This is a genomic window from Chryseobacterium luteum, assembly GCF_000737785.1.
Classification (GTDB): Bacteria; Bacteroidota; Bacteroidia; order Flavobacteriales; family Weeksellaceae; genus Chryseobacterium; species Chryseobacterium luteum.
On the sequence record NZ_JPRO01000007.1, the window covers coordinates 171,005 to 189,542 of the forward strand.

The following is an 18,538-nucleotide window of genomic DNA, read 5'->3' on the forward strand; positions in this document are numbered from 1 at the left end:
ATACCCTAATTATTTATAACATCTCATTAACTTCGAAAGGATAAAAAGTATAACATTTTCGTTCTAAAAAATAGTAACTCCAGTGTTTATTTTATAATTTCTCCGTTAAGATTAAATCTTACATTGAAAACATTATCTCTCATCACAGTAATTTTTTTTATACTCTCTTCTTGTTCAAGTTTTCTTAATACCAATTTTTCATCTTCAGGATAAGAAAAATATTCATCTGATTCAAGTACGAGAGGATATGTTTTGTCCTTTATAAGTATCGCTCTATTTGTATTTTCTATCCAAAATTTATATTCATCCTGTTTGGGCATATTTATATAAATAATATAATTTTCTCCTGTATCATTACCTAAAGTAAACGAAATTCCATCAGTATTGTCAATTGTTTTTAATTTTTCATATATTCTTTCTGTTACTATAAAAGGTAAAGTATAAATAATTTTTGATTTTACTTTTTGTGATGAACAACTAATTAAAGAGAATATTATTAATAGTATTAATGTTGTATTTTTCATTATGGTTTCTTTTGTTTTTCTATATAATTATTTAAAGCATTTGACCCCATATCGAATCCAGTTGTTGTACCAACATTGTTCGTTTGAGTTCCATCTCCTTTTACTCTGTGAATAGCGTTTCCTCCTGTTTGGACACCTGTCCAAGAGTCTATTGAATAAATTGTAGTATTAAAGCTTTTTGCAGTATTCACATCTTTTTTAGATGTTCCAATATCATTAGTCATCCCAGGATCTGTTACCGTATTATGAGTATGAGCTCCTCCTAATAATGGCATATTGGTACCGTCTACAGTTCTTCTAACATAACCTGTTGACTTATTAGTCTGTTCTCCTACGTTAAAAGTAGCTTCCCCATTAACTCCATCTGCACCTCTAACGGAAGTTACTTCAGCTTTTGGAATATCACCACGGGTCACGTTCAATCCTAAATACAATTGCCTTTCTTTAGTTTGGTCGGCAATCGTTTCATTATTTGCATTATTTATATCATTACTAATCTGAATTGTATTTATTGTAACGAGTGAGCTACTTGCTTGTAAAGCTGATGTAGCATCTGCTGACATAGCCCCACCTTTTTCTTCAATAATATTATTCCAATCGACCTTATTTATAATCCTAATATTTTTAGTACTAGCTCCATCACTCCCTAAATATTTACCACTAGCATCAATATAATCATCTGGAGGTGTAGCAAACATTCCATCATAATCAACAAACATAATTGGGTTATCCCAAGCATAATTATAAGGTGTAAATCTTCTCATCTTCTCTGCTAGTGGATCAATCACACCCCAACGTCCAATGTCCGCCATATAGAATCTCGCTCCATAATCATACATACCCGTCTCTTGGAGTTCCTTACCATTGTACTTATAATTTTTATAACTTCCCTGACCAAAGAAAGCATTTCCCGTTTTCAAATGATTCATCCCAAAAGGGTAATAATCGTTATTATCTACAATTTCCAGAGCACCTGCCTTGTTTCTTGTAAAACTTATTCTATTATTTCCCAAATGATCTTTATATTGGTAAATATACTGATCTTTTATATAATCATAAAATCCTTCTGCGGTTGGGAAAAATTGCAAGTCGGGAGTTTTAGCATCAACAATAATTCCGCCACCTCCGAAAGGAGGATTAATAGTCGGATCAGTTACTACAGGGCCCGTAAGACTGAAAGCCTGTGGCTGCATTGCTCTTTGGGATAATGAAGATGTTAAGAGCATTTCATAAGAACCTCCACCGCTGATATTTTCTGTTTTCAGGTACTGGAAACCGTCCAGATAATCAGTCGTTTTTTTGACTGTTGTATATCCATTAAAACCTGTAATGGTGGTTACGTTTTCTTTTGTCAGCTTTGTGCCGTCTGCTCTGTATTTGGTATTAATGATTAAATTTTCATTGCCGTTCTTGCTGATTGCCAAATTATTCGGAAGATTCAGAAAATTGTATTTAATACTGGAAATTCCTTTATCCGGCATCGCTGTCATACTTCCGTTCAGATCATAGCTTATGGTACCTCCGCCCCCTTCATAGCCTATAGAATTTTGAGAGGCATCATTAATATTGGTTACCTGGTTTCCATTGTAGGCATAAGTAAGTCTGTCTATTACGGCAGCGGTATTGGTTCCACCTTCTAATACAGAGGTTCTGTACAAATTGGTAACATTCCCGTTCAAATCATAGGTTAAAGATTCTGTATTTTCTTTGCTGTAAGGGTTGTTCGGATTTTGATAATATCCAGCCAAGAGCCTGCTCATCGGATCATAGGCATAGCCATATCTTTTGGGTGTCAGAGAAGGATTGACGCCTATGGTTTCAACAGCCCTCCAGTCTATCTCGGCAATATTCCCGTTGTATTTTGCTTTGACATTCTTTCCGGGGAACTGTGCAGGATCAGGATTTTCAATTCCGTCTTTTTGGTTATATTTTACTTTATAAGAAAACAGTTTTCCACCAAGATCCGGCAAAGCCATCTGGTTTTTGTTGATATCTGTCAGCCAACCCCGGATATTGTAGGTATAATCAATACTCTGAAGATTGTTTCCCACTTTTTTATTGATCAGCTGCGAGAGTTCATTGTAAGTGTTTTCAGCCAGAAGCTGCTCAGGTTTACTGTCTACCTGGTGCCAGTGCTTTACAAGCCTGTTTGCATTGTCGTACTCAAAACGTTCTTTTACCGTTACCCCTGTTTCATTGTCTTTTCTTCTATGATAAGTAATGGTCTGCTTAGGAATTCTGGTAAAATCAAGCTCTGTTTCCGTTTTGGTAAGTCCTCCCAAATGATTGACAGAATGACTTCCGATACCTCTTCCCTTGGTATCATACCAGAAATAATCTTTCGTCCAGTTGGTATCTTCAATATTCCTTACATAACTTGCCGTAGGAAGCCCTTTAATACTTCTGTTTGTGGTAACCCCGTTCACCGTCATAGAAGCTGGAACTGAGGCAAGGGTATTCTGTCTCAGGATAACACCAGGTCTTACAGGAAGATTGGACCCCGAAGGTACCGGAGGATAGGTATCATAATAATTAACCGAAAGAATGGTCATGCTTCCTGTAGGAAATGCCATTTTGGAATAATAAATATTTTCTGTGCCCTGCGTGAAGGGATTCAAATCGTCTCTTTTTTCATTATTCTGAGCATTGGAAGCCATGGTGTTCAGGGCATTCTGCATCATCTGCCTTGTATCCGTACTGGCAAAAAATCCTGAATAAGCTACTCTTCCGAACTGGTCATACTTGGTAAATAACCAGCCTTTGGCAGCGAAATTATTGGTGGTGGTTTTCAGATTGGCATCCTGCATCAGCACTAATCTGTCCTGCTGGTCATAGACCATATATTCCCAGCCTTTTCCCGGGAATTTCTTTTCCACCAATCTGTCCTGGTTGTCATAATGGTACTGATAACAAAAATTATCCAGCGTTGCCAAAGAAATGGTATTGTTTTCTGTTTCAATGGCTTTTACTGCCGCAGGAGGAAGGACAAATACCTGCTGGCCGTATTCATTGTAAACATAATAGGTATCTACATTTTGAGTCCCGTCATTTTTTCTTACCAGAATAGTCTGTCCTTTGCTGTTGGTATATTTAGTGGCGGTATTTCCATCCTCATCTGTTAAGGTATTTTTATACAATGTTCCTGCTTTATAAAAACCTGCTGAAGCATACGCTGTATTTTCATTTGAAATACTTAATACCGGGTTTGATGTTGCGACATTGGAAACGGTAGCCCATGAAGTAGTAACAACCCATTTTTTAACCTCTGAATCATTATTGGATTCATACGTATATTGTATGGTTTTCCCGCTTCCCATTTTCCACGGCTCACCCGGAGCAGCCTGCTCCTGTAGTCTGTTTAAGGGAGAATTCTCGAGTTTCTTTTCGCCATAATAATTGGAAGCATTACCGTATAAAGAGGCCGCTCCTGCCACATCAGGCGAGGTAAAAATTCCTCCACCGTTTGTATTCTGCTGAGGTAATGGCAGCATATTTTTCACCTGCCTTCCGAAGGCATCATATTCCACAGGCGTTACCAAATCTTTTCCTGACGGGGTCGCTTTAATGGAAATATTCTGCTTGGGTCTTCCCAGGCCATCCAGATAGCTCACCTCCTGTACCTGTTTTGCGCTGTCGCTGGAAGTGGTTACAGGCTCTAAATAGGTCCTGCTGTAGATATAGTTTTCTGTCTGTGTCAGGTTCTGCGCCGTTAAAGGCATTACAGTACACAGGCAGGTTATCATTAATAACCAATATTTTTTCATGATCGGTGTTTTAGTGTTTGTAATTGTAATTCATTTCTTTCAGGATGTTCCCATTGGCATCCACGATGGATTGCAGCCTGCCTGCGGAATCATACTTATAAAATTCCCTGAGACCTGTTGACGGAGTTACGCTTGTTACTCCTATAAGCGGATCATAGGTGTAAGCCGTAATGCTGTAACTTTTAAGGGCATCCTGATTCCTGAAAGTATCCAGAGCCGTCATGAGCTCTTTCTCCGTTCCTGCATCTATATCTGCATTGGATCCGGCAATAATATCGGCAGCAAGACTTACCGCCTGCTGATAGGTTGCACCTTCAATCTTTGCAATAGGCAGGGTATTGTTATATCCCCAGATAATAGCGGTAGGAATGCTACCTTTCGTCGTGTACTGAAGGATATTTCCTTTATTATCATATTGGTTATACTCAATTTTATTTTCTGCTACAGAGGAATTATCCTTATTGAATTTTTGTACGGACACCGGAAGGATCAAATTAGTAGTCTGAGCATTTTTGGCATACACGGTTTTTGTTTTTGAAATCGTTTTGCCGTTTTCTTTGACTTCCGTCAGGATAGGAACACTTATCATATTGGCGGTAATCATGTCTGTTTGGTTCTGCTCATGGGCATACTGGTAATTGAATTCTGCTATAGAACCATCAGAAGATATGGTTTTCTGGGAAGTCATCCCGTAATGGTTGGGGCTATTATAAAAGTATTCAGCCTCCATTTTTACAGTCTTTCCATCTAAATAATCTATGATTTCTGAGTTATCAATGCTGAAAGTATCTGTAATAAAGGGATAAAACAGGTAGCTGTAAAATGGAGTAGCATTCTTTTTCCGTGCCTCAAAATATCCTCCGAAATTACTGATGGAGAATTTATTTTTACTCGTATATTCATTGGTTACTGAACGCAAGAGATTGTTATTTTCATCATAATCCTTTTTGTATAAAAGCAGCCCGTTTCTCCAGCTAAATACACTGGCGGTAAGATCACTGTTAATAGTTCCCTCTGTGTAATATTCAGGGTCTGTCTTCATGTCAAATGTGTATGAATACTCTGTACGTCCCAGTGTTCTTAATTGTGCGTCTATCCTTTTTTCGGTAACCCTGTCATAAATTACTGAAGCCATCGCAAGGTTAGCCAAAGGAGAGACTGGTGTACTGCTTATTTTAGATTCGGAAAAATTAAGACCCGCCGTGTAGTTAAATATAAAAACAGGATAATCCATTATATTGCCGCTGGATATGGTCTCTCCATTTTGAATGTAATCATATTCATATTGTTTTGTCAGTAATGGAGTTCCATCCGAATCAAAAAGTTTAATATGTTTTGTTCTAAGTCCTCCAACAATAAGGTTATTAGGATCATCTAAAAGTTCATCCCAGTAAGCAACAACGCTGAACCCCAAAGTCTGGCTATTGCCGTTCCCTGTTTTTAAAGCGATGACATCATATTCTCCTTTGGGCAGGTTAAGAGATAGCTGAGACTGCGCTATGGTCATATTTGTAGAATTATTAACCCCTGCTATTTTTACAGTATATTTACAGTCACTGCTGTTTAATTGATTGGTACAGCCTTCTACATTGGTGTTTAATGTAACAGTACTACCCGGGCGGTTGATTGATAATCTCTGCCTGTACTCTGGTTTATCTATTACGGTAACATTAACCGGACCAATATCTTTGTCTGCTTCAAGCCAGAAATTCTTGGTTTCAGTTTCTCCGAACCTAACAACAGCTGGACGTACAACTCTGGAAACCCGGTTAGATTCATATTCGTAAGTTATAGATCCTCCGGTAGGGTAAATAATTTTTTCAAGTATACAGGCTTTGGCGTATTCCAAAGAAACATTTCTCTTTGCAGTTCCGGCATCTGTAAAATAACCCACTGTTTTAGGAATCAGTTCCGAATTGCTTTCTCCGTTATAAAATCCCCATGCATCCTGTGAGTAGCTGTATTTGTTCGGTAAATTTCTGGAATTATATATAAATTCATATTTCTGTGGCATTGAGTCCGTACCGTTGTAGATATTTACATTATCAAGCTTAAGCCGGTATCCGTCTTCTGCAAAATAATAATAGTGATCGTATGGCTTTGAATTGTCAGAAGTAAAATAGCTGTAATTGAAGACTGCTTTTTTTATTAACCTCCCATTTTCCTTCACCTTAATTTCTTTCAGGGCTTTGTTATTAGCCAAGTCTTGTCTATTGGCTGTATCATCAATAAATTCAATCTCAGTTGTATTATATTTGATTTTTTCCAAAGACATAGCTGTAATTCTTCTCTGACTGTAATTGATGTATTTAACTTTTTCACTAGGAAAAAATTTCACTGTAGATTCGCCTGCTTTAGAATAATATTGATAAGTCGGATTTTGCTTGTATTGGAATTCTAAAATATTATTTTTTGTATCTTCTATTTTAACTAAATACCATGTCAGAATATGGGGAAGTGTACTGCTGGGGCCTCCTACAGCTCCCTGAGTATCACTTGCAAGGGTAATAGTCTGTGAGAGATCGGAATACTCTACATTATTGTTTATCCCAAAATAGTACTTGGCCCCATTAGTATCCGTCAATATCCAGGAAATAATTTTACCATTATTGTATTGAGGCTCCAATTTTACATTACTTAATGGTGCCTGAACAAACCTTGCATTTTGCTTGTCGTAAAAGAAACGAAACTGCATTCCGTTTGCGCTGACGGTATATTCATCGGGTTCTGTATCAATATATTCTTTTTGAGATTGTAATATATTGCCTTGCTCGCTATCATGAACCATTAATTTCACTTCATCTATATCATAAGAAGTATACATATATCCACTTCCAGAAATATCATCCGGAGAGTCTTTCACGGTACGGGTGATCATTCCCATAGCACTCATATTCCAGCCCAACCCGGTCCTTCCAGCCATTTCTTCAACTCTGATTCCTCCTGCATGGTATTGCAAGCTGATTGGATAAGACCATTGATTACCTATTGTAAGGTTGTAAACAGGAATTGTAATCTCAGGAATCCCACGGCTTAGGGTCATAGGCTGATCTATAAATTTACCTATGGAAGATACTTCCGGGGTAGGAGGAAATACAATAGATCTGTCCGTCTGTCCAGCTAGTCTGTTTATCACCAATAGCATTGCAGATAAGAATAATATTCTTTTTTTAATTTTCATTTGTGTTCTATTTTTTGATTAACTTGGCACTAGCTGTTTTACCCAAATCTGTTTTTATCGTCACCAGATAAGCCCCCTGAATTAAGTTTTGAGTACCCAACTTAGTCACTTTATTCTTAGTCTTCAAGCTCTGAAGCTGCCTTCCGCCCATATCATACAGCATAATATCAGCCTCTTTAAAATCAAACCCTATTTCAACATAAGCATAATCAGACATCGGATTCGGATAAATCTTTATATCCTGCTTTTCAATTAACTGATCTAGCTGCTTATCTCCCAGCTTCACAATCTTCCAGTTTTCCTTTCCGAGTTCTTCCGCACTTGTTCCCGCCAGAATAATGGAGCCGTCTCTGTTCAATTTGATGTCAGATAATTTTTCTTCTTTTTTTCTGGATTCTCCTTTCACGTGTTTTCTCCACTGCTCGCTGCCATCCTGATCCAGGTACAGCATCCAGAAGGTTTCATCGGTGGTTTCTATACGGCCTTCTGCCTGGGTATAACCTCCTAATAAAATCCCTTTTGAAGATTGATCATCTGCTGAGTGAAGCACGCTAATTCCCATCAGAATATCCCGGTTCCCAAAATTGTAGGATTTCTGCCAAAGCTCTTCGCCTCTTTCATTTAAAGAGATCAACCATAGGTCTGTTCCTTCGGTGATTCCTGCCGATTTGTTTCCTGATCTTTCTGATCTGGATTCTCCACCGATTAAATAGCCTGTGGAAGTAAGAGCTAATGTTCTGATATGGTCATCTGCTTTTCCGCCGAAGTTCTTTTCCCATTCAACCTTTCCTTCCTTGTTAAGTTTGATGATATAATAATCTCCTTCACCATAGTTTTCAGTTTTCTTTGAACCTCCCATATTGCTTCTGGAATAGATCCCTAACAAAGCACCGCCATCTTTAGTGGGAATCATTTTCTCTACTTCATCAAGGCCTTTTCCGCCTAAAATGGATTGAGAAAGCTCTTTTCCGTTCTTATCTAATTTAACAATCAAAATATCTTTGGAACCGTAACCTTTAGCTGAATTCTGAACATTCCCAGCTACAAAAAATCCGAGATCAGTTGTTTGAATGATCGATCTGGCCTCTTCATCGGAAGAGCTTCCCAATGTTTTCTGCCACAATTCATTCCCGAATTCATTCAATCGAATAAGCCAGATGTCTGATCCACCTTTGCTGTCGTCTTTCTTATCCAGACCTTTTCCGGAATAGGAAGTACCGGAAAGCAGAAAACCACCATCCTGTGTAGAAACAGCAGCAGATAAATAATCATGATTCTGACCAGAAATGTATTTTTCCCAGACTTCCTGCCCCTGTTGATTCAATTTGATTATATGAAAATCGTAACCGTTATTTTGTTTATTTCCATCCAGAATTTTGGATGTTTGGATTGAGCTTCCCGTAATTAAGTATTGTTGGTCAATAGTAGTTGTCACCTGGCTTAGAAAATCCTGTGTCGAGGATTTGATATCTTTCTGCCACAGTACTTCCTGGGCAGACAATCCCAGAACCGTGCATAGAATAAATGCACCAGAGTAAAGTTTATTCATCTGTTTGTGTATTTAATATTAGTTTTATTTATAATTTTCCGGCAAATTTAACATTTTTTAACGTATTTCAAGTCCCGTTAATGAGATTTAATATGAATATTATCAATTACTCGTGTTTTTCTCCTAAACTTTGACTTTGATAAACAAATCTACTGCTGCATAGCGACAGAACTTGTCGTGTTAAATTATAGATACAATTATTTCATAAAAACTGGAAAACATAGGAAATTTTAGTTAAAAGAATACTCTATTTTTGTAAATTAAGGAAACAAACCTTTTACTATATTAAAGGTTATGAAATCATTATATAATATTGAAATGAAAACTTGTATCACAATTTTAATTCTTCTTTGTACCTGCAAAAATTTATTTTCTCAAAATAAAATTGAGTTTGATAAATTTCCATTCGATATTGAAACATTAAAAAATCTATCCTATAAAAAAGATTCAATAATGCCAACATTTATTGATGATAAGTTTTATTATATTAATACAAAAACAAATAAAAAAATATCAGATGTGGGTTTTCACACTGCTTATCCTTTCGTTGGCAGAAAATCTACATTGATAAAATTAGACGATAATTTTGGGATAATTGATATAAGTGGTAATGTATCAGTTAAACCAATCTACAAAATATTTCAATTGTGGCACACACCAATGCGAGAAAATTTCGTTGCATTATGCCACACAAATAATTGTTCTTCGTTTGATGTTTTTGATTTATCTAAAGGAGATTATGTAACTCCGGGTCTTGGCTGTGCAGAACCTTATTTTGAAAGAGAAAGATTAATTTCATTTAAAGGGAAAAATAAAAAATATGGTGTAAATAAATTGGATAAAAATTATCAAAATGAAAATACCATTATAAAACCTGTTTTTGATTCCATTTATTATATCAAAAGAAATTTAGTTATTGCCAAAAAAAACGGAAAAATAGGTATTGTTGATGAAAACAATAAACTTATGCTCCCGTTTACATATAGTAAAGTTATTCTATCAACAGAGAATCCGGATCTAATTGGTTTGAAAATCAATTCGGTTTGGGAATATTATAATTTACTTCGCACACCAACTTTAGTTTTAAAAAGTAAATTTGAATGCAGGAATATAGGTGGAATAATTATAAATGATGGCTTTGGAATCTATAAAGCAAATGATAAATACAATATCTTGTTTAAGGATGGCTCTTCATTAAATAAAAATTATGACTGGATTTCGGATAAAGGCACAATTGCAATTGATAATAACAAAGTTTATATATTTGGAAACGACAAAAAGCCTTTTCTATATTACGAAAAATAAAAAACATACACATGCCTAGGTATTGGACGGCTTGAATTGGACATTTATACAAGTACCGCTTGTGTTTTTCTATTGAACTCTTGCAATAAAAATCCTCGCCTTTGGCAATACCAAACCATTATCCTAATTTTGTAAAAACCGTATGCATAAAAGAAATTTAAAACAAATTCTGGCGATACTTTTTTTGACTTTAACTGCAAGTTTCGCTTTTGCACAGAAAAAAGAGTTCCGGGAAACGACCGTTGACAGTTTAACTTTCGTAAATAATAGAAAAACATTAAACAGTCTGAATACTGATGTCTTTGTAAAAAAAATATTTACTAAAGAAAATATACAAATTCCTTACAGGCTTCTAACACCAAAAAATAATATTGATAATCAAAAATATCCTTTAGTAATTACTTTCCACAACTCTACCCGAATTGGAAATGATAATGAAAATCAACTTGAGCCATTTGCGAAAATTTGGCTGAGACCCGAAATTTATAATAAATATCAATGTTATGTAATTGCACCGCAATTCAGCACCCGTTCTTCAAATTATGAAAAAAATAGGGAGGGCATTCAAATTTCAACACCTTCAAAAGATGTTTTTGCCTTATTGGAATTAATTCAAAATGTAGAAAAAGAATATCCGAACATTGATAAAAACAGGATTTACTTAATTGGTTATTCTATGGGTGGTTCAACTGCACAAAATGTACTGAATAGTGCGCCAGACAAATTTGCGGCGGCTGTTTCTGTTGCAGCCGTTCCTGATTTTTCAAATCTTAAAAAATTAAGCAAGAAAAGTATATGGCTTATTCATGGGGGAAAAGATGATGAGAATCCTTATATCGGAAGTCTTGAATTGTTTAATAAATTATCTTCAAACAAAAATTTGACTTTTACAACTTTAAGTAACCTGAATCATAATAATATTGTCATTCCGTTTTTACTAACTGAGGAAATTCCCAAATGGCTATTTGAAAGACATAAATAAAAAACTGCAGCTATAATTTGACCTTTCTGATACTGGGAATTATTGGACAAAATAATACAAATGAATTTCGAACACTTTATGTTTTAAAGAAAACCGGTAATTACAGCAGAAATAAATAATGACAAATAAAAATTACACCATTTTTAGACGAAATTATGAAGGTACCATTTCAAAGAAATTAGAAATTGAGAAAGAAGAATTTCATAGTGACTATTATGAAACCAAACAACCTTTTGGTTTAGCTATTTTCGGGGGTTTAATGTTTTTGTCTGCCCTATACATAATGCTGCTTAAATCCCATATACTTTATGGATTTTTAATAATTACCATAGGTTTGTTTTTCATTTATGGCGGACTTAAAAGAAGCAAATTAATTTTCAGAATTTCTAAAAATGGCATATGGACAGATGAATTCGGATTTATCTACTTTCGACATATTGAGCGTTTTGAATTTTATAGATATATAGGGAAACACAGTTCGGAACGGCTGAAAATTTACATTAAGAATTATAAAATCTACAAAATGGAAAAACCATTTTTAGAACAGCAAATATCTCATATTGACAACTATGGAAACCTAAAAAACATACTTGACAACGCTTTGAAAACGGCAAATAACAGGAACAAAAATCAATTCTAAAAGGATTGTATGTCTGCGAGATAAAATTCAACTATTCCTGTGCTTCGATTTGCCTAAGTCGAACTAGCTTTTCCGCCACAACGCAAAGCCCAAAATGTATATTTATGAGTCATAATAAAAATATTTTAAACACATTCAGGTTATTCAAAATGTAGTCTCATATTTGTGATTTTATTTTTTTATGTAAATTTGTTTATCAAACCTATACCACGAAGACTCCTATCATGAATTTAAAAATAGTAACGGTAGTATTCCTGCCCTTTTTCTTCTTTTCGTCAGTTCTGGCTCAAAACAACGATTGGGAAAATCCTAGTCTCGTTGACCAGGGAAAGGAAAAGCCTCACATCACATTTGTATCCTTTGATCGTCAGCAAGATGCTCTTTCCGATGATTATACTAAATCTGCTAACTATAAATCCCTTAACGGGCAATGGAAGTTCAGCTATACAGATCAGTACAAAGACAGGCGTACCGATTTCTACAAAACTACACTGGACGATTCCGGATGGGCGAATTTAACAGTGCCTTCCAACTGGGAACTGAACGGTTTCGGTATTCCTATCTATACCAATGTTACCTATCCGCATCCCAGAACGCCGCCATTTATAGGTCCGAATAATCCCGTAGGTACTTACAGAAAAACGTTTACCATTCCTGAAAATTGGGATCAGAAAGAAATATTGCTTCATTTTGGTTCTATTTCAGGATGTGCATTTATTTATGTGAACGGTGAGAAGGTTGGGATGACCAAAGCTTCCAAGACCCCGGCAGAATTTAACATCAGCAAATACCTGAAAAAAGGACAGAACCTGCTTGCTGTACAGGTATTCCGATGGCACGACGGCAGCTACCTGGAAGATCAGGACTTCTGGCGCCTGAGCGGACTGGAAAGGGATGTTTATTTGTATGCCCTTCCAAAGCTGGCGGTATGGGATTTCTTCCTCAAAGCAGATCTTGATGCAAAATATACAAATGGATTGTTCAGTGCCGATGTAGATCTTCGCAAATTCAAAGGCAACGACCTTAAAGGCGGCAGCTTAACACTCAGCTTGCTGGACAAATCAGGGAAAGCCATTTATAACAAGCAGGAAAACTTCAGTATAAATGCAGACAGCATTCAAACCCTGAAATTCCAGACAACCATTAAAAAGCCGTTAAAATGGAATGCCGAAACACCCAATTTATATGATTGTATACTCACTCTGAAAGATCAAAATGGAACAGCAATCAGCATTATTGCTTCAAAAATAGGATTTCGTAAAGTTGAGATCAAGAATGCGAGACTTCTGGTTAATGGAATGCCGATCTCCGTCCACGGTGTAAACCGCCATGAACACGATGATGTAACAGGTCATACCACCACAAGAGCATTGATGTTGAAAGATATAAAACTAATTAAAGAGCTGAACATCAATGCTGTACGGCTTTCGCATTACCCGAATGATCCGCTGTGGTATAAGTTGTGCGATCAATATGGTTTATATCTCGTAGATGAAGCCAATATCGAAACCCACGGTATGGGTGCGGAACTACAGGGCGGTTTTGATAAAACGGTACACCCGGCCTACCTTCCGGAATGGGCTCCGGCACACACAGACAGGATTGTAAGAATGGTAGAGCGCGACAAAAACCACGCCTCTATTATTATCTGGTCTTTGGGTAATGAATGTGGTAACGGACCCGTATTTCACGATAATTACAAATGGATCAAAAGCCGGGATACTTCCAGACCGGTACAGTTTGAACAGGCCGGACAAGACTGGAATACGGACATTGTTGCTCCTATGTACCCTCGCATCGCCGATATGAAAAGATATGCTGCCGATTCCACTAAAACAAGACCTTACATTATGTGCGAATATTCACACGCAATGGGTAACAGCAATGGTAATATGCAGACTTATTTTGAAATCATACGGAAAAGCAGGAATATGCAGGGCGGATTCATCTGGGATTGGGTAGATCAGGGTATTAAAACCAAAGATGCTAACGGTAAGCCATTCTGGGCTTATGGTGGTGATCTGGGTGCATTTTACTGGCAGAATGACGAGAATGGGGTAGCCGATGGGATCATCAGTTCCGACCGCACGCCTGATCCTGGTGCTTATGAAGTAAAAAAGATGTATCAGAATGTAATCTTTACCGCAAAAGACTTGAGCAAAGGCTTAATCAATATCGAAAATATCTTCGATTTTACCAATTTGGACCAATATACATTTAAATGGGAACTTCTTAGGAATGGCGAAAAAGTAAATGAAGGAAAATTTGATGTTCAGCTCGCTCCTCATCAGTCAAAAGAGTTGAAGCTCAACCTTCCCCAATATAAATCTGCGGCAGGAAGCGAGTATTTCCTAAACCTTTATGTATATACGAAAAAAGCTACAGAAATGTTGCCTGCCGGAGTGGAGATCGCCAAAGAGCAGTTCAGTTATGCAGGTTCTTATTTTGAGAAAGAAGCAGCTACAGCACCAAAATTAGTCATCACAAAAGATGATAAAAAGCTGAATTTCACTGCTGGTGACGTAAAAGGTGAATTTGATCTGCAAAAAGGAAAGTTCACACGATACAGCAAAAACAAAAGCAATTTCAATAATTTCCCGGAACCTTATTTCTGGAGAGCACCTACCGATAATGATTTCGGAAATGGTATGCCTTCAAAATTGGGCTTGTGGCGTTCTGCTCATGATCAGAAAAAATTAAAAAAGATTACGGTTGCAGAACAAAGCGAAAACGGAATAGGAATCCAGGTCGAATGGCAACTGGCCGGCATCGATGTACCTTATCAAATCAATTATTTTATCCATAATAATGGCGACATACAGATTACTGCAACAATGGATATGACCGGTAAAGAGCTTCCTGAACTGCCACGCTTTGGAATGCGCAGTACATTGCCCGGAAGCTATAATAACCTCAGCTATTATGGAAGAGGTCCATACGAGAACTATATTGACCGGAATAGCAGTTCCTTTATCGATATTTATCAGGATAAAGTAGAGAATCAGTACTACAAAGGATATATCCGTCCGCAGGAGAGCGGTAATAAAACGGATGTCCGTTGGTTCACTCTTACTGATGAATCGGGCAATGGAATAAAAGTGGAAGGCAAACAGCCTATTGCTTTTACAGCTATTAACCACAGTGTGGAAGATCTTGATCCCGGTCTGACCAAAAAGCAGCAGCATCCTACTGATTTACCGCCAAGACATCAGGTGTTTTTAAACATTGACCTTAAGCAACGCGGACTTGGTGGTGATGACAGCTGGGGTGCGTATCCGCATGATGAATATCGTTTACTTGACAAAAAATACAGTTACGGGTATACGATTAGTTTGCTGAATAACAAATAAGCTTGACCACTTTAATGAGGCTATAAATAATATCTTTTGAAACTCTAAAGAATATGGCAGTCTCAGAAATAGAAATAAAAAGCCTTGTCTGAATATCAGCAATTTTTAAATACCTGTTAAAAAAACAGCAATAAAACAACATCCTAAACTGCGCAGAATTTTTTATTTTTTTTCAGGAAATCGACAGAATTACCACTGATATCCAATAAAATTTTCGGTACTTTAGATCCACTTTAATAATCATATTATGAAAAACAAATCTCAGGTATTACTGATCATTGGTATAATTGCTTTGGTCATAGGCGGCTATCTTTATTTTCAGGCAGATGGCGACGCGGTCAATCAGAAAAATATAGAAATTGCTACAACCGCAACCAGTGCGGAAGAGGCTGCTAAACAGATTTCTGCCAACAACCGGAGTGAAGTCGGCGGCAATTCTTTAGCATTATTTTTACTAGGTCTGGGTGGTGCAATTACTTTGGTATCTATCATCAGCATGGTAAAGAAAAAGCCGGCCTAATTTAATATTCAGCATAATAAAACAAAAACCGCTATAAACAATTGTTCATAGCGGTTTTGTATGTTTATTAATTAAATGCTAATCAATAATTATTTCACTTCTTCAAAAATAACGACTACTGATAATGAATTAGTTATGATTCAATGGTACAAATAAGGGACTGATTTAATAGTACTATTTGTAAAAATACATACTGAACAATAACTTTTTTATCATTTAGCATCTTATTTATTTCTATTTAAAATACTGATAATCAGTTTTTTACATTCTCCGTTTCATTAGGTTTACTTGATCCTGTTGAAGTACTAAACTTCACTTTCGAATCAGGAGATTTTAATATAGAAAAAAATCCCACTGATTTTCTTTGGTCTAAAAGATAATATTGCTAAGTAAATTTGATTTTTTTAATGAATAAGAATCTCTAAACAATAACAATTTCCACCATTATTAAAAGCGATTCCAAAGATTAATTCTATATTTTCAAATGTCCATTTTCTGATAACATCATCTTTTGGATCATCTTTTTCAGAATTGTAATATCCTTTGTTTTCTGCATCTACACCAAACAACTTCACAAGTTTATCTGTTAATAGTTTTGCCTCTCTAAACATATTAAAGTTAGCATTTGAGTGGCGTTGACAATATAATTTTAAAGAACCTTTACTATTACTAATCCTATTAAAGTAATTGAAAAACTTATGATGATTTTTTAAAATCATATCATTTTCAATATTGTAGTGAGTACTATTTCTTAAAACCAAACTATTCTTTATTTCGAAATCTAATAATTTAAAAAAAGACTTTACATCATTTTCTTCTTGTTGCAAAAATATCGTTCTGTTATTCAAAAACTCTTCAGTGGTAAAAATTTTTGTCCGTATTTCGAAAAACTTATAAGTGATGTAAGCTTTAGTTGCTAATCCTTTATCATCAGTAACTAAAACATCTGAAAAAGACGCATACCAAGCGTGATTTGCATCTGTATGAATGCTTTCTAGAGCTTGTGATTTTCTTAATGGTTTATCTTTCGTAACATTATGCAATTCCAATGAATTAAAAAAAAGAACAAATTTGTCATATTCATTATAATCTTTAACAGCATCAAAAGTTTGTTTCATTAAGTCTGTAAAACTTTGACCTCCGAAATTTTCTTTAAACTTTTCATCAAATTGATCCCTCCATTTTTCGAAACTGTATTTATCACTACTTACATACTCTTCCATCATTTTTTTTAACCCAATCACTTCTTCTCGATCTGTTAAGAGATTATTTCCAAATTTAAAAAAATGCTCCATCATTGATCCTACGGTAAGGTTTTCATTACTAGGTAAATATTTTTCTGAAAGTTCTTTTTGTTTTCCGGCTAATTCAGTTTGATGAAGATTCGGAATAGGAATATTTAATAGATTTTGAAATAGATCTTTTGCAATTTTTGAAAACTCGTCGTCGTCTTCTCCCTCAATAGTTGGAAAAAGACTATCCATTAAATTATTATCTGGATTGAGGAAGTTTTTTGAAATAATAAAATCAGTATCATAAAAGGATTCCGTTGGTTTTGCTAATAAACAATTTGTCTTTTTTTTGATTGCATCATAATCGAAATAATGATCTTTAACATAATGCTCCAACAAAAGTAAATCCTCTTCCCAAAATGAACTTTCAGAGTTTGATAGATCTTGATGATGCGCATGAGAATAGGTAAAAATTAGAATATCTTTAAGCTCATCCATTAACTCCTTTAGTGCAAGGTTGAAGTTTCTTTTACCCTCTTTTATTGAAGAATAAATATTTTTATCACAGTAGATTCTTAGCATAATTATAAAGATTTCTTAGTATGGTCATTTACTATTAAAGTTGGTAGTTCAATACCAATTTTGTAAAACTGCACGTAATTATCTTCAGTTTCCTCTCTAAAATTGGCGTTTGCAAAATCCTTTCTTCCTGCACCTTGATCCGAATATATGATTAGACAATCTATAACTTGATTGTAATTATCTTCCTTGTGTAATTCTTTATAAACAGATTTCATTCGCGCATAACCGCTTACCTGTCGAATGTCTTCCTTGTTAATATTACCCTCTTTATATTGCGGTTTATACTTTGCATCAACGACCATTTGATAATTTTCAATTTTGGAATCTATGATAAAATCAAGTTCTTGATAATTTGTTTTAAATAAATATTTAACATCATTTTTTAAAGGAAAACGTTCTTTCAACTTTCCATAAACATATAGCTCAAACAATTTACTCATATCAATCCAAAAGGGCGGTGTGTTTATTGTCTTCTCTTGTATATTAGAGACGTTGTAACCAAAGCGCTTTAAAATCAATTTAGCCAAATGAATGGCTTCCTTGTATTCCTTATAAAAAACATTTGTTTTAGTGTTTTTCACATCATAAAGACTTACTTCTTCAGATACGAATTGAAAAGCTGGATTGATATAATTAAAAATTTCTGTAGTATAATTGTCGGTTTGTAAATTTTTGATTGTAGGTAAATAACGTTCTACGAAAGACAAAGCCTTTTTTAACAAGCGATTTTCTAATCCATTGAAACCAAATTCATCATAGCTGCAAAAAGTATGTAATGGTTTATTCTTCACCAAATTTTGCTTGATTGTTCGACTTACCAAAACTTTCCCCTTTACTTTTGAATGTAAATTGTTTTCAACTTTATAATAAGATTTTTTCAATCCTTTTCGAACGATTTGTTTTACCAAA

General features: G+C 35.4%; 11 protein-coding genes. 5 read left to right on the top strand and 6 right to left on the bottom strand.

The window, feature by feature from the left end:
* Positions 1-86 precede the first annotated feature (86 nt).
* Genes IX38_RS10195 through IX38_RS10210 form a run of 4 tightly spaced genes read right to left on the bottom strand, consistent with a single transcriptional unit; the run spans position 87 to position 9,018 of the window.
* Positions 87-524: a hypothetical protein gene (locus tag IX38_RS10195; protein WP_034704489.1), complete on the bottom strand. Its 438-nt coding sequence runs from the start codon at positions 522-524 to the stop codon at positions 87-89.
* The gene (locus tag IX38_RS10200) at positions 524-4,288 is read right to left on the bottom strand and encodes a DUF6443 domain-containing protein (RefSeq protein ID WP_084680246.1); all 3,765 of its coding nucleotides are present in this window, start codon (positions 4,286-4,288) and stop codon (positions 524-526) included. Before IX38_RS10200 ends, IX38_RS10195 begins: the two co-directional genes overlap by 1 nt.
* A gap of 10 nt (positions 4,289-4,298) precedes the next feature.
* The gene (locus tag IX38_RS10205) at positions 4,299-7,469 is read right to left on the bottom strand and encodes a hypothetical protein (protein WP_131368660.1); all 3,171 of its coding nucleotides are present in this window, start codon (positions 7,467-7,469) and stop codon (positions 4,299-4,301) included.
* Between the two features lie 7 nt (positions 7,470-7,476).
* On the bottom strand, positions 7,477-9,018 hold the full coding sequence (locus IX38_RS10210; protein WP_034704495.1) for a T9SS type A sorting domain-containing protein: 1,542 nt from the start codon (positions 9,016-9,018) through the stop codon (positions 7,477-7,479).
* Between the two features lie 294 nt (positions 9,019-9,312).
* On the opposite strand from IX38_RS10210, the gene IX38_RS10215 reads away from it, so the two are divergent.
* From IX38_RS10215 to IX38_RS10235, 5 genes are all read left to right on the top strand, one after another.
* Positions 9,313-10,323: a WG repeat-containing protein gene (locus tag IX38_RS10215; protein ID WP_034704498.1), complete on the top strand. Its 1,011-nt coding sequence runs from the start codon at positions 9,313-9,315 to the stop codon at positions 10,321-10,323.
* A 142-nt stretch (positions 10,324-10,465) separates the two neighbouring features.
* Entirely contained in the window at positions 10,466-11,305 is an 840-nt protein-coding gene (locus IX38_RS10220) for a carboxylesterase family protein (RefSeq protein ID WP_034704501.1), read from the top strand.
* A gap of 118 nt (positions 11,306-11,423) precedes the next feature.
* Positions 11,424-11,945 carry a hypothetical protein gene (locus IX38_RS10225; RefSeq protein ID WP_034704504.1) on the top strand — a complete coding sequence of 174 codons (522 nt, stop codon included), beginning with the start codon at positions 11,424-11,426 and terminating at the stop codon, positions 11,943-11,945.
* Positions 11,946-12,169: 224 nt separating this feature from the next.
* Positions 12,170-15,295 (top strand): glycoside hydrolase family 2 TIM barrel-domain containing protein, encoded by a 3,126-nt coding sequence (locus IX38_RS10230; RefSeq protein ID WP_117585890.1) that lies wholly within the window; start codon positions 12,170-12,172, stop codon positions 15,293-15,295.
* 247 nt (positions 15,296-15,542) lie between these two features.
* A complete protein-coding gene (locus tag IX38_RS10235) occupies positions 15,543-15,815 on the top strand; it encodes a hypothetical protein (protein WP_034704510.1) in 273 nt (90 codons plus the stop codon).
* Between the two features lie 404 nt (positions 15,816-16,219).
* Here IX38_RS10235 and IX38_RS10240 read toward each other — a convergent pair whose 3' ends face one another.
* Together IX38_RS10240 and IX38_RS10245 are read right to left on the bottom strand one after the other, a co-directional pair.
* Positions 16,220-17,629 carry a hypothetical protein gene (locus IX38_RS10240; RefSeq protein ID WP_034704512.1) on the bottom strand — a complete coding sequence of 470 codons (1,410 nt, stop codon included), beginning with the start codon at positions 17,627-17,629 and terminating at the stop codon, positions 16,220-16,222.
* 2 nt (positions 17,630-17,631) lie between these two features.
* Positions 17,632-18,537, bottom strand: coding sequence for a 5-methylcytosine restriction system specificity protein McrC (locus IX38_RS10245; protein ID WP_051884607.1), 906 nt, complete (start codon positions 18,535-18,537; stop codon positions 17,632-17,634).
* Position 18,538 lies beyond the last annotated feature (1 nt).